General features: G+C 69.9%; 11 protein-coding genes and 2 riboswitches. Of the genes, 2 read left to right on the forward strand and 9 right to left on the reverse strand.

What is annotated here, in order from left to right:
• Positions 1-42: 42 nt before the first annotated feature.
• A complete protein-coding gene (locus tag BJ984_RS15190; protein WP_179548705.1) occupies positions 43-1,659 on the reverse strand; it encodes a peptide ABC transporter substrate-binding protein in 1,617 nt (538 codons plus the stop codon).
• A gap of 199 nt (positions 1,660-1,858) precedes the next feature.
• Here BJ984_RS15190 and BJ984_RS15195 point away from each other — a divergent pair, with 199 nt between their 5' ends.
• A complete protein-coding gene (locus tag BJ984_RS15195) occupies positions 1,859-2,635 on the forward strand; it encodes a CPBP family intramembrane glutamic endopeptidase (protein ID WP_246306475.1) in 777 nt (258 codons plus the stop codon).
• Here BJ984_RS15195 and BJ984_RS15200 read toward each other — a convergent pair.
• From BJ984_RS15200 to BJ984_RS15230, 7 genes are all read right to left on the reverse strand, one after another.
• The gene (locus BJ984_RS15200) at positions 2,632-3,420 is read right to left on the reverse strand and encodes a pentapeptide repeat-containing protein (RefSeq protein ID WP_179548707.1); all 789 of its coding nucleotides are present in this window, start codon (positions 3,418-3,420) and stop codon (positions 2,632-2,634) included. The two genes, BJ984_RS15195 and BJ984_RS15200, sit on opposite strands and share 4 nt — an antisense overlap.
• A 60-nt stretch (positions 3,421-3,480) precedes the next feature.
• Entirely contained in the window at positions 3,481-6,435 is a 2,955-nt protein-coding gene (gene gcvP, locus BJ984_RS15205; protein ID WP_179548708.1) for an aminomethyl-transferring glycine dehydrogenase, read from the reverse strand.
• Positions 6,436-6,438: 3 nt separating this feature from the next.
• Positions 6,439-6,810, reverse strand: coding sequence for a glycine cleavage system protein GcvH (gene gcvH / locus BJ984_RS15210; RefSeq protein WP_173181434.1), 372 nt, complete (start codon positions 6,808-6,810; stop codon positions 6,439-6,441).
• A gap of 1 nt (position 6,811) precedes the next feature.
• Entirely contained in the window at positions 6,812-7,960 is a 1,149-nt protein-coding gene (gene gcvT, locus BJ984_RS15215) for a glycine cleavage system aminomethyltransferase GcvT (RefSeq protein WP_179548709.1), read from the reverse strand.
• A 68-nt stretch (positions 7,961-8,028) separates the two neighbouring features.
• Positions 8,029-8,127: riboswitch (glycine riboswitch) on the reverse strand.
• A 1-nt stretch (position 8,128) separates the two neighbouring features.
• Positions 8,129-8,218: riboswitch (glycine riboswitch) on the reverse strand.
• A gap of 101 nt (positions 8,219-8,319) precedes the next feature.
• A complete protein-coding gene (locus BJ984_RS15220) occupies positions 8,320-9,072 on the reverse strand; it encodes a copper resistance CopC family protein (protein ID WP_179548710.1) in 753 nt (250 codons plus the stop codon).
• 38 nt (positions 9,073-9,110) lie between these two features.
• A complete protein-coding gene (locus tag BJ984_RS15225; protein WP_373877435.1) occupies positions 9,111-10,211 on the reverse strand; it encodes a fatty acid desaturase family protein in 1,101 nt (366 codons plus the stop codon).
• A gap of 184 nt (positions 10,212-10,395) precedes the next feature.
• Positions 10,396-10,602 (reverse strand): cold-shock protein, encoded by a 207-nt coding sequence (locus tag BJ984_RS15230; protein ID WP_173181437.1) that lies wholly within the window; start codon positions 10,600-10,602, stop codon positions 10,396-10,398.
• A 224-nt stretch (positions 10,603-10,826) separates the two neighbouring features.
• Here BJ984_RS15230 and lgt point away from each other — a divergent pair, with 224 nt between their 5' ends.
• Positions 10,827-11,843 carry a prolipoprotein diacylglyceryl transferase gene (gene lgt / locus BJ984_RS15235; RefSeq protein WP_179548711.1) on the forward strand — a complete coding sequence of 339 codons (1,017 nt, stop codon included), beginning with the start codon at positions 10,827-10,829 and terminating at the stop codon, positions 11,841-11,843.
• Positions 11,844-11,892: 49 nt separating this feature from the next.
• On the opposite strand, the gene BJ984_RS15240 is transcribed toward lgt, so the two are convergent.
• Positions 11,893-12,675 carry a hypothetical protein gene (locus tag BJ984_RS15240; protein ID WP_179548712.1) on the reverse strand — a complete coding sequence of 261 codons (783 nt, stop codon included), beginning with the start codon at positions 12,673-12,675 and terminating at the stop codon, positions 11,893-11,895.
• Positions 12,676-12,695 lie beyond the last annotated feature (20 nt).

A 12,695-nucleotide genomic window follows, 5' to 3' on the forward strand; every position in this document is an offset into this window, starting at 1 on the left:
GGGGGCGGCAGCGCATGGCTGCCGCCCCCGTAGATGCGGGAACTAGCTCTTGGTGATCTCGTAGTAGAGCGGCACCGAGTTCCAGCCGAACTCCACGTCCTGCACGGTCTCGCCGTAGCCACCGACCACGTTCGAGTACCACAGCGGGATGGCGGGGAGGTCCTTCAGCAGGATCTCCTGAGCCTTCTGGAAGTCGGTGTTCGCCTCGTCCGCGTCAGCGGTCGACGAGCCTTCCTGGAGCAGCGCGTCGAACTCGGGGTTCGAGTAGTCGCCGTCGTTCGAGGACGCGTTGGTCGCGTACAGCGGGCCGAGGAAGTTGAACAGACCGGGGTAGTCGGCCTGCCATCCGGTGCGGAACGCCGTCTGGATGCTGCGGTCGGTGATCGCGGTGCGCGCCTCGGCGAAGGTCGGGTACGGAGCACCCGACGCGTCGATGCCGAGCGTGTTCTTGACGCTGTTCGAGACCGCGTCGACCCAGTCGGCGTGGCCGCCGTCGGCGTTGTAGGCGATCTGGAACGAGCCCGACCACGGCGAGATGGCGTCGGCCTGGGCCCACAGCTTCTTCGCCTCGTCGGGGTTGTACGCCAGCACGTCGGCGCCCTCGAGCGAGTCGCTCCAGCCGTCGATCACCGGGGAGGTGAAGTCGGAGGCCGGGGTGCGGGTGCCCGAGAAGATCACGTCGGTGATCTCGTCGCGGTTGATGGCCATCGAGATGGCCTGGCGGCGCAGCTTGCCCTCTTCGTCGTTGCCGAAGTGCGCGAGGCGCTCCGGGATCGTGAACGATTGGAAGATGGCGGCCGGCTGGTTGACCGCACGGTCGCCCAGGTCGGACTCGTAGTTGCCGAAGGCGCTCGAGGGAACGGCGTCGAGCACGTCGAGGTTGCCACCGAGCAGGTCGGCGTAGGCCGCGTCCTCAGACGCGTAGAAGACGATGGACAGGCCACCGTTCTTCGCCTGACGGCCGCCCCGGTAGCTCTCGTTCGGGACGAGGTCGATCTTCTCGTTGTGCGCCCACGCGGTGTCGCTGGCCAGCTTGTACGGGCCGTTGCCGACGGGGTTCTGGCCGAAGGCCTCCATGTCGTCGAACGCCGACTTGGGCAGCGGGTAGAACGCCGAGTAGCCCAGACGCAGCGGGAAGTCCGAGCGCGCCTCGTTCAGGGTCACGGTGAAGGTCAGGTCGTCGACCTTCTTCAGACCGGTGAGGGGGCTGTCGGCGTCGTAGCTGAAGCCTTCGATGTCCTCGAAGAAGTAGCTGTTCAGCTGCTCGTTCGACAGGAGGGCGCCGTACTGCCACGCGTTGATGAAGCTGTCCGCGTCGACCGGGTCGCCGTTGCTGAAGGTCTGGTCGGCCTTCACCTTGATGGTGAACGTCTTGGAGTCGTCGGTGTCGATCGACTCGGCCATGTCGAGCTGCGGCGCACCGGTGGCGTCGTAGTACTCCAGGCCGGCGAAGATCGAGTCGAGGATCTTTCCACCACCGGTCTCGTTCGTGTTGGTGGGGATCAACGGGTTCTGCGGCTCGGAGCCGTTCGCCGTGATGACCGCCGAGGTGTCGCCCGACGAGCTGTCGTCCGAACCGCCGCTGGCGCAGCCGGACAGTGCGAGCGCGCTCGCGGCGATCAGCGCGATAGCGCCGATGCCATACCGTCTCTTCTTCAATTTTCCTCCTGTGCAGAATAGGGGCAGGCGACGATCCCCTTGTGAGGGCCGAGACCTAAGGAAGTACCCTAAGTGGGGGTAAACACGAGATCAAATGCGGGCCGAAAAAGTTACATACACGAAACTATCTCCGCAGGATCTTTGTGCACATTCGACAGTACCCGCTCGAAAACCGCGCCTTGCGCAAGAAAGCGAAATGATGGTGCGAGCCGAATCCTGGTTCCCGATCCGGCGGCGCAGACTCCGCACGGAGATCCTCCTGGTGCTCGGGCTGTCGCTCGGGGCGTCCGCCGTCTACTCCGTCGTGAGCCTCCTGGCGAAGGCCACGTCGGGCACCGCCCTGGCCGATCAGACGGCCACCATCAACGGCTCGCTGAGCGACCGGCCGTGGCTGGACCTCACCTACCAGCTGCTCGCGATCGGCTTCGACCTGGTGCCGGTGGCGCTCGTGCTCTACCTGCTCGCGATCTCCGGCGGCAACCCGTTCCGCCGCATCGGCTTCGACCTCACCCGGCCGGGCCAGGACCTCGGCCGCGGAGCTCTGCTGGTGCTCGTCGTGGGCGTGCCGGGCATCGTCCTCTACGTCGTCTGGCGCCTGCTCGGCTTCAGCGCCGCGGTCGTCGCCGCACCGCTCGACGGCCAGTGGTACACGGTGCCCGTGCTGGTGCTCGCCGCCCTGCGCGCAGCACTGCAGGAGGAGGTCATCGTCGTCGGCTACCTCTTCACCCGCCTGCGTCAGCTGGGCTGGCGGAAGTGGCAGATCATCGTCGGCGCCGCCGTGCTGCGCGGCAGCTACCACCTCTACCAGGGGCCCGGTCCGTTCGTCGGCAACGTGGCGATGGGCGTGATCTTCGGCTGGTGCTATTGGCGCTGGGGCCGCGTGATGCCGCTCGTCGTGGCGCACTGGATCATCGACATCATCTCGTTCGTCGGCTACCCGCTCGCGCTCGGCCTCGCGCCCGCGCTCTTCGGCTAGACCGACCGGCGGGGCCGCCTGCGCGACCCGCCGCCCCGCACCGCGGTGACGACCATCAGGGCCGCTCCCCCGACGAGCACGGCGACGGATGCCCAGCCGCCGATCGCGATCCAGTCCGCTCCCCCACCCGAACCGCCCCCGGTGGCCGCCGGCTCGGGCGTGAACAGCGGCTCCGTCGTGGGCGTGGCCGTGGCGGACGCGGTGACGTTCACCGTCAGCCGCGCCGAGGCCGTGCCCTGGAACGAGCTCGAGATGGTGCAGAGGATGGTCGAGGTGCCGATCGGGAAGGCCTGACCCGACTCGACCGGCGTGCCCGCGATGGCGCAGCCGTCGAGGGTGAGGCCTGGGGGCAGCGCCGCCTCGATCGGCACCGCCGCACTGCCGCTCGCGTCGGCCTCCAGGTCGAGCTGGCCGGGCAGGATGCTCGACCCGGTGAAGTCGGCGCCCACGATGCGCGTGCCGTTGAAGTCGGCTCCGTCGAGCACCGCTCCCTCGAACACCGCCCCTTGCACGTCGCCGCCCGCGAAGGACGCTCCCGTGAGGTTCGCGGTGCGGAAGTCGCCCTCGCCGAAGCGGGTGCCGCTCAGGTCGACGCCCGGGCACTGGGCGCCGCCGGGGCCACCGTCGCTGATCGGCGAGATGACGCAGTCCCCCTCGGCGAACAACGGGTCGGCGTGCGCCGGCGCGAACGAGGCCAGAGCGAGCACGGCGCCGAGCAGCACGCCGGCACCGGCGATGGCCCTCCCCCGGGGTCGACGAGAACGGGTGTCGAGCAGGGCGGGCATGACCCGAACCCTACCTCACCACCCCGTCGTGTGCTCTTCCCGACCGGGCCGGGGCGCCGCTCAGGCGAACGCCTCCGGCGGCGGGCACGCGCAGACCAGGTTGCGGTCGCCGTAGGCCTGGTCGATGCGCCGCACCGGGGGCCAGTACTTGCCCCGGATCAGGCTTCTCACGGGGTACACCGCGCGCTCCCGGTCGTAGGGGTGCGACCACTCGCCCTCGATCACCGACTGCGCCGTGTGGGGCGCGTTCCGGAGCGGGTTGTCCTCCACCGGCCACTCCCCCGCGGCGACCGCGTCGATCTCGGCCTTGATGCCGATCATCGCGTCGACGAAGCGGTCGATCTCGGCGAGGTCCTCGCTCTCGGTCGGCTCGACCATCAGCGTGCCGGCCACCGGGAAGCTCATCGTCGGGGCGTGGAAGCCGTAGTCGACGAGCCGCTTGGCGACGTCGTCGACCGAGACGCCCGAGGCCGCGGTGATGCCCCGCAGATCGAGGATGCACTCGTGAGCCACCAGGCCGTTGTCGCCCGTGTACAGCACCGGGAAGTGCGGTGCCAGGCGGGCGGCGACGTAGTTGGCGGCGAGCACCGCCGACGCCGTGGCGTCGGCCAGTCCCTCGAGGCCCATCATGCGCACGTAGGCCCAGCTGATCGGGAGGATGCTCGGGCTGCCGTAGGGCGCGGCCGAGATCGGCCCGCCGCCGTGCACCACCGGGGCGCCGTCGGCCTGGAGGTGCTCGACCTGCTGAGCGAACACATGCCCCGGAAGGAATGGAGCGAGGTGGGCCTTCGCGGCCACCGGTCCGACGCCGGGACCGCCGCCGCCGTGCGGGATGCAGAAGGTCTTGTGCAGGTTCAGGTGCGAGACGTCTCCGCCGAAGTCGCCGAAGCGGGCGAAGCCGAGCAGGGCGTTGAGGTTCGCGCCGTCGACGTACACCTGGCCGCCCGAGGCGTGCACGAGCCGGCAGATCTCGGCGACCTCGTGCTCGTAGACGCCGTGGGTCGACGGATAGGTGATCATCAGCGCGGCGAGGTCGGCGGCGTGCGCCTCGATCTTCGCGCGCAGGTCGTCGAGGTCGACGTTGCCGAGCTCGTCGCAGGCGACCACGACGACCTTCATGCCGGCGAGCACCGCGGAGGCCGCGTTCGTGCCGTGCGCGCTCGACGGGATCAGGCACACCGTGCGGTCGACGTCGCCGCGCGAGCGGTGATAGCCGCGGATGGCCAGGAGCCCCGCGAGCTCGCCCTGGCTGCCCGCGTTCGGCTGCAGCGAGACCGAGTCGTAGCCGGTCACGTCGGCGAGCCAGCGCTCCAGCTGTGCGATCAGCTCGAGGTAGCCGCCCACGTCCTCCTTGGGCGCGAAGGGGTGGACGCCCGAGAACTCGCGCCAGGTCACCGCCTCCATCTCGCTCGCCGCGTTGAGCTTCATCGTGCAGGACCCCAGCGGGATCATGCCGCGGTCGAGCGCGTAGTCGGCGTCGGCGAGGCGCTTGAGGTAGCGCATCATGCTCGTCTCCGAGCGGTGGGCGCTGAACACGGGGTGCGTCAGGTAGCCCGAGGTGCGGAGCAGGGCATCCGGGATGCTCGCGGCGGGGGCCGAGCCGACGGCCTGCGGCGAGGCGTCGAACACGCGCACCAGCTCGAGCAGCTCGCGGTCGCGGGTCGTCTCGTCGACCGCGATGCTCACCGTGTCGTCGTCGACGACGTGCAGAAGGATGCCCCGCGAGTGCGCGTGCCCGGCGAGACCCCGGGCGCGGCCCGGCACCCGCACCTGCACGGTGTCGAAGTAGTCGGCGTGCACGATCTCGAGGCCCGCCGCCGAGAGCGCGGCCCCGAGGGAACGTGCGGTGGCGTTCACCTGCTCGGCGATCGCCCGCAGCCCCTCGGGGCCGTGGTAGACCGCGTACATGCCCGCCATGACGGCGAGCAGCACCTGAGCGGTGCAGATGTTCGAGGTCGCCTTCTCGCGGCGGATGTGCTGCTCGCGCGCCTGCAGGCTGAGCCGGTAGGCCGGGTGACCTGCGGCGTCGACGCTCACGCCGACGAGCCGGCCGGGGAGCTGGCGCTCGAGCCCGGCGCGCACGGCCATGTAGCCCGCGTGCGGACCGCCGAAGCCCATCGGCACGCCGAAGCGCTGACTGGTGCCGACGGCCACGTCGGCGCCGAGCTCGCCCGGGGAGGCGACGATCGTGAGGGCGAGCAGGTCGCCAGCCACGACCGCGATGCCACCCGAGGCGTGCACGCGCGCGATCACGTCGCTCGGGTTCCACAGCCGGCCCGACGCGCCCGGGTACTGCACGAATACGCCGAAGGCGTCGACGTCGTCACCGGTGAGCGGATGCGCGGGGTGGTCGACCGCGTCGAGCACCGTCTCGACGATCTCGATGCCGACGGCCTCGGCGCGCGCCTTCAGCAGCGACGTCGTCTGCGGGAACGCGTCGGCGTCGACCAGGAAACGGTGGGACTTCGACTTCGAGGCGCGGCGCGCGAGCAGCATGCCCTCGACGGCGGCGGTCGACTCGTCGAGCATCGAGGCGTTCGCCGTGGCGAGCCCCGTGAGATCGGCCACCATGGTCTGGAAGTTGATCAGCGCCTCGAGCCGGCCCTGCGAGATCTCGGGCTGGTAGGGCGTGTACGCGGTGTACCAGCTCGGGTTCTCGAGCACGTTGCGAGTGATCACGGCGGGCGTGACCGTGCCGTAGTAGCCGAGCCCCAGGTAGGAGGTGGAGACGGTGTTGCGTCCGGCGAGGGCGCGCAGTTCGTCGATCGCCTCGCGCTCGGTGGCGGCCGGCGGCACGAGAGAGTCGGCGAGCGAGCGGTCGAACTGGATGGCGGTCGGCACGGCCGCCCGCATCAGCTCGGCGACGCTGGAGTACCCGACGGCCTCCAGCATGCGGGCCTGGGCGGCGGCGTCGGTGCCGATGTGGCGGGCCGAGAACAGGCCGGAGGCGGCGGGACGGTCGGTCAGGGTGCCGCCGGGTGAGGTGGCCGCGACGGGCTCGAGGAGGTCGGTCATCCGTCAGCCCCCGATCAGCGCGGTGTACTCGTCGAAGGAGAGCAGCTCGGGCAGCTCGGTGAACTCCACCTTGAGCAGCCAGCCCTCTCCGAGGGGGTCGCTGTTGACGAGCTCGGGCGAGCTCTCGACGGCCTCGTTCTTCTCGACGACGGTGCCGTCGACGGGAGCGAAGAGCTCGCCGACCGACTTGGTCGACTCGATCTCGCCGACGATGCTGCCGCCCGCGACCTCGGTGCCCGCATCGGGCAGGTCGAGGTAGACGATGTCGCCCAGCTGGGCCGCCGCGTAGGCGGTGATGCCGATCGTCGCGACCGAGCCCTCGACGAGCACCCACTCGTGCTCGGCGGTGTAACGGAGTTCGGTGTTCTCAGGCATGTCAGTCCTTCTTCCGGCGGTAGAACGGCAGGGTCGTGGTGCGGAACGCGAGGCGGGTGCCCCGGATGTCGACGGTGACCTCCGTGCCCTCGGCCGCGAGGCGGGGGTCGACGTAGGCGAGGGCGATGGGATGCCCGAGCGTGGGCGAGAGCGCACCGCTCGTGACGAGACCGGCGGGAGGCGCATCCGCACCCCCGTCGATCGGGAAGACCTGGTAGCCGGCACGAGCGGCGCGGCGGCCCTCGGCGACGAGGCCGACGAGCACGGGGGCGTTCTCGTCCGGGCCGGCCACCAGGGCCTCGCGGCCGACGAAGGACTCCTTGCCGAGCGCCGGCACGCGGCCGAGGCCAGCCTGCACGGGCAGCGTCTCGAGCGACAGCTCGTGGCCGTAGAGCGGCATGCCGGCCTCGAGGCGCAGCGTGTCGCGGCTGGCGAGCCCGGCCGGCACGAGGCCGAGCGGGCCGCCCGCCGCCTCGAGGGCTCGCCAGAGGGCCTCGGCGCGATCGGGGGCGAGGTAGAGCTCGTAGCCGTCCTCGCCCGTGTAGCCCGTGCGGGCGAGCAGCACGGGCTCTCCGCGGAATCGGGCGGGGGTGGAGCGGTAGTAGCGCAGCTCGTCGAGCCCGGGGGCCTCGAAGCCCTCGGTGCTTTCGAGGATCTCGCGGGACGCCGGGCCCTGCACGGCCACGAGCGCCGTCTCGTCGCTCTCGTCGGTCAGGACGAGGTCGAAGCCGGCGGTGCGCTCCTCGAGCGCGGCGGCGACCGGCTCCCGGTTGGAGGCATTGGCCACGACGAGGAACTCCTCGTCGCCGAGCCGGTAGACGACGACGTCGTCGATCACCCCGCCCTCCTCGGCGAGCAGCAGGGAGTACTTGGCCTGGCCGATCGTGGTCGCCGACAGCAGCCCCGCCAGGGCGTGGTCGAGGAAGGCGGCGGCGTCAGGGCCGCTCACGCGGAACTCGGCCATGTGCGAGAGGTCGAAGAGGCCGGCGGCCGAGCGCACGGCGTGGTGCTCGGCGAGGTCGCTGGAGTAGCGCACCGGCATCTGCCAGCCGGCGAAGTCGGTGAAGCCGGCGCCGGCGGCGCGGTGCACCGCGTCGAGCGGCGAGAACCGCGAGGGCGGTGAGATGGGGGATGCTGGTGCGTCGGTCACGAGTGGAGTTCTCCGTTCGGCGAAGCGGGGCTTCGCGAGAGGAGGGCGCGGTGGCGCCCTGCGAGAACTCCCCCTCTGTCATCGTGCCTGAGAGTTTCACACCCGTGAACGGGTGCTTTCACCATGGGCGAGCCGCCGTCGATGCCGCGGACTGCTTTCCAGAGTGGCCAGTTCGACGCGGTACGAGGACCTGAGAGATTATCGGGGAGGATTGCTCCTTCGGTGCCCGGTCGCGCCGGGCTCTCCCGCGTCGGCCTGATGGCCAGCGGTATTCAGTTGAAGGCGCTGCCCGGGGGCTGAGCCGTGAGGTGCTGCCCGTGGGCGGCGCCGTGAGGTGCTCGGGCCAGCATAGCGCGGGCTCAGCTGCCGCCGAAGCCCCCACCGCGGCTCCGTCGGATGGTGAGCACCACGATGGCGGCGATCGCGCCGAGCCCCACGAGCACGATCAGCACAATGACCGGCCACGGCAGCATCGCCCCGGCCTGCTGCAGCTCGCCCGACACCGGCCCGGCCGTCTCGGTGGCCTGGAGGGTGGCGGGGGCCTCATCGGCGGCGGGAGCATCCGTCGCCGCCGCCTCGGTCGGAACAGCCGCCGCGTCGGACGGGGTGGTCACGGCCGGGGTTCCCTCGTCGGGCTCACCCGCCCAGGGTGCGCCACAGGTGGGCGGGTTCGTCAGCCCGTCGTGGGCGCCCTCGAGCGAGGCCGGCTCGTAGTCGAAGCCGTACTGGCCGCTGGTCGGGTGGCCGTCGGAGGACACGACCTGCCAGAGCACCTGGTAGCCGCCCGCGTCGCCCAGGGCGATGGGTGCCGAGACGCTGCTGCCGTCGAGGGTGACGCAGCCCGACTCGTAGTGCAGGCCCTCGCTGTCGACGATCTGCACCGCGAAGCCGTCGGTCGTGCCGCCTGGCTGCACGAGCAGCTCATCGCTGAAGCCGAGCACCACCGAGCCGGGGTCGGCCGTGATGGAGTCGCCGTCGCCGGGCGTCGCGCTGGCCAGCGAGTCGTGGGCGGACGCCGAAGCGACCGCCCCGCCGAACCCGGCCCAGAGGAGGGCCGTGCCGGCGAACGCGGTCGCTACGAGGAGGGTCAGGGGGCGGTGGGTGCGGCTCACGCCTTCACGATAGCCGCGGCCCCTGACAGCGGGCCCGCCTAGCTGCGGCGCACCCGGTACTGATTGACCAGCGGGCAGTCGAACGGGTCGGGAGCCGACAGGCCCACCTTGTTCATGTAGACGACGACCGCCTTGTGCGCCGCGAGCAGCGACACCTGGGTGTAGGGGATGTTGTGCGTCGCGCAGTACTCCTGCACGACCGGGCGAGCCTTCACGAGGTTCGGGCGGGCCATGTTCGGGAACAGGTGGTGCTCGGTCTGCAGGTCGAGCCCGCCCATGCCGATGGTCATGGCCCAGCCGCCGCCGATGTTCCGCGAGGAGAGCACCTGCTTCGACAGGAAGTCGATGCGCGAACCGGCCGGGAAGATCGTCATGCCGATGTGGTTCGGCGCGAACGAGGCACCCATGTAGAAGCCGAAGACGGCGACCTGCACGCCGACGAAGGCGAAGGCCATGCCGAGCGGCAGGAAGTAGAAGACCACGGCGAGGTAGGCGATCAGGCGGATGCCGATGAAGGTCAGCTCGAGCGCACGGCCCTCGACGGGCTTGCGGCTGAACAGGGTCTTGAACGAGTGGAAGTGCAGGTTGAAGCCCTCGAGCAGCAGCAGCGGGTAGAGCAGGATGCCCTGCTTCCGCGTGATCAGGGCGGCGACGCCCTTCGTGGCCGCTGCGTCCTTCTCGAGGAAGGAGACTGTGTCGCGGTCGATGTCGGGGTCCTTGCCGACGGTGTTCGGGTTGCCGTGGTGGCGGGTGTGCTTCGACATCCACCACGTGTAGCTCATGCCCACGAAGGCGGTTGCGAGCGTGCGGCCCGCGCGGTCGTTGGCCTTGTTCGACGCGAAGACCTGGCGGTGCGAGGCCTCGTGGGCGAGGAAGGCGAACTGGGTGAAGATGATGCCGAGCGCGCCCGCGATCAGCAGCTGGTACCAGGTGTCGCCGAGCAGCACGAAGCCGGTCACGGCTCCGCCCAGGGCGAGCATGAGGGCCGCGAACATTCCGATGTAGAAGCCCTGGCGCTTGCGCAGCAGGCCCATGTCGCGGACGGTCGACAGCAGCTCGGAATAGGCGGCGGTGGGGTGCGCGGCACCGGCTTTACGGGGAGTCGTCGCGCGGGGGGAGGGGTTGCTCGTGATGGTCACAAGGCCTCGTCACTGAATTCGGGTTCGGCTTCACAACCGCGGTGTTCGAGCAGATGCCCTGTAGATGTTCTCAACCTAGGGGCCGAACCTGCGTAACCCCCGGCAGGGGACGAAAAAAGAACCCGCGTCCTTGTCAGGACACGGGTTCTCGTTCATCGCCGAGGGCGATGGGGGTGAGGCGAGATCAGCCCAGGGGGGTGATGTTCTCGGCCTGCAGGCCCTTGCGGCCCTGCGTCACGTCGAACTCGACGCGCTGGTTCTCTTCGAGGTTCTTGTAGCCGGAGCCGTTGATGCCCGAGTGGTGGGCGAAGACGTCTTCTCCACCGTCATCGGGGGAGATGAAGCCGAAGCCCTTTTCGGAGTTGAACCACTTCACGGTGCCTTGAGCCATTATTTTTCTCTTTTCGAGGTAAGCGGTTCCGCTTGTCGGAACCTACCGTCGCGGTGCACTTTGTTCCGCTCCTCAGAAAAGCAAGCCGCTCGCCGCGAGAAAAGCGGCGAATGACCCTATTCAAGATTCATGGGTAACACAACAACTGAGACCAGCTTAGCCGCTAACCCGGCCCCACGGCTACAAGGTTCTGTTTCTCGTGTCGCGAAGCTTTAGAATTCAGCGTGCCTTCTCTCAGCCCGCTCAGCATTCCCAGCCCTCCCCTGGAGTTCTCGCAGTTCCAGATCGGGCCCCTGACGATCCACATCTACGCGCTCTTCATCCTCGCGGGCATCGTCGCCGCCATGCTCATGGTGAACCACCGGCTCACCAAGCGCGGCGGCGAGCCGGGCGTCGTGATCGACATCGTGCTCTGGGCGGTGCCGCTCGGCATCGTCGGCGCCCGCATCTACCACGTGCTCACGCACGGGAGCGACTACTTCTACGAGGGCGCCGACCTCTGGCGGGTCGTGCAGATCTGGGACGGGGGCAACGCGCTCTACGGCTCGCTGATCGGCGGTGCCGTGGGGGCGGCGATCGGCTGCCGCTTCGCGGGCATCCGGCTCTGGTCGTTCGCCGACACGCTCGCGCCGGCGATGCTCGTGGCCCAGGCCATCGGACGCCTCGGCAACTGGTTCAACCACGAGCTGTTCGGCCTGCCGACCACGCTGCCGTGGGGCCTCGAGATCGAGTCGACCAACGGCGCGTTCCCGGTGGGCCTGCCCGAGGGCACGCTGTTCCACCCGCTGTTCGCCTACGAGATCATCTGGAACCTCGTCGGCGTCGTGCTGCTGCTCGCCCTCGAACGCCGCTTCCGCCTGCGCTGGGGCAAGCTGTTCGCCCTCTACCTCGTCTGGTACGGCCTCGGCCGCGCCTGGCTCGAGTCGATCCGCATCGATCCGTCCAGCGACGGCTTCCTCGGCGTGCCGGCCAACGTGTGGGCGTCGTTCGCGGCCGTGCTGCTCGGCATCATCCTGTTCGTGGTGCAGACCCGCCGTCACCCGGGCCTCGAGACCTCGGTGTACCGCGCCGGACGCGGGCCGCGTCCGGTCGTGAACAAGAAGAAGAAGGGCGCCGACGACGAGGTGTCGACCGGGCTCGAATCGGTGGACGAGTCGGCCGCATCCGGCGAGGGCTCGGGCGAGCGATGGACCGACGACGAGCTCAAGGCGGCCTCCGGCACCTCGGCGCCGCTGCGCTGACCCGCGCTGCTTGCGCGGCGTCGCTGCCTCTCGCCCGCCCCGCCCCGCCTCAGTCGAGCGCGGCGCGTACGTCGGGCGAGAGGTGCTCGAGCCGCCGCCGGTCGCGGATGGCGACGATCCCCACGCAGGTAACCCAGACCAGCCACGGGAACGTCGCCAGCATCGCGGTCGCCGCTCCCCCGGCAGCGAAGAAGCTGTCGGGGCTCGTGCCTCCGAACATCATCGGCACGGTGAGCACGTTCAGCACCGCCACGGCGTAGGCGATGTAGCCCGTCCACTTGGGCAGGGCACCGGAGGCGAGGGTCACGTAGCCGGCGGCGGCCGCCACGAGGGCGTTGAGCGTGCATCCGATCGACCCGAACATGAGGGTGTGGCCCACGGTCAACGCCCGGAGCGACGAGGCGTCGGGCCGCAGGTCGGTGGTGTCGAGCGCGGTCGCGCCCTCGAGCCCGTCGCCGACGAGCGTCACCGCGATGAAGAGCACCCCGGCGCCGTAGGCGATGTTCGCCACCCACTGCAGGTCGGGCCGGGTGTGCGTGATGAGCTGCCGGAACCCCGAGAGGAAGACGAGCAGCGCCGCCATCAGAAAGGTGTCGATCAGGATCGTGAACAGCGTCTGATTGGCCGTTCGGGCCATGAACTCGACCAGCGCCGCGTCGTCGTCGAGGGCGGGGCGCGCGCCCACCAGCAGCACCTGCACGAGGAACTCGCTCGCGGTGAGCACGGCGACGCTGATCGCAGCGATGCCCGTCCACAGCCGCACGTCGGGGTTGAGCTTGCCGTTCTTCACGACGGTGATCATGTGGTTGTGATGGCTGACGTGCGTCTGCATGGCGCTGCTCCCCCGGGCCG

Origin of the sequence: Herbiconiux flava, assembly GCF_013409865.1 — a bacterium.
GTDB lineage: Bacteria > Actinomycetota > Actinomycetes > Actinomycetales > Microbacteriaceae > Herbiconiux > Herbiconiux flava.

Coding starts and splice junctions, on each gene's coding strand:
- BJ984_RS15200 (WP_179548707.1), bottom strand. CDS start 3,420: ATGCCCGCCCTGCTCGACACCCGTTCTCGTCGACCCCGGGGGAGGGCC.
- gcvH (WP_173181434.1), bottom strand. CDS start 6,810: ATGCCTGAGAACACCGAACTCCGTTACACCGCCGAGCACGAGTGGGTG.
- BJ984_RS15240 (WP_179548712.1), bottom strand. CDS start 12,675: ATGCAGACGCACGTCAGCCATCACAACCACATGATCACCGTCGTGAAG.
- gcvP (WP_179548708.1), bottom strand. CDS start 6,435: ATGACCGACCTCCTCGAGCCCGTCGCGGCCACCTCACCCGGCGGCACC.
- BJ984_RS15230 (WP_173181437.1), bottom strand. CDS start 10,602: ATGGCTCAAGGCACCGTGAAGTGGTTCAACTCCGAAAAGGGCTTCGGC.
- BJ984_RS15195 (WP_246306475.1), top strand. CDS start 1,859: ATGGTGCGAGCCGAATCCTGGTTCCCGATCCGGCGGCGCAGACTCCGC.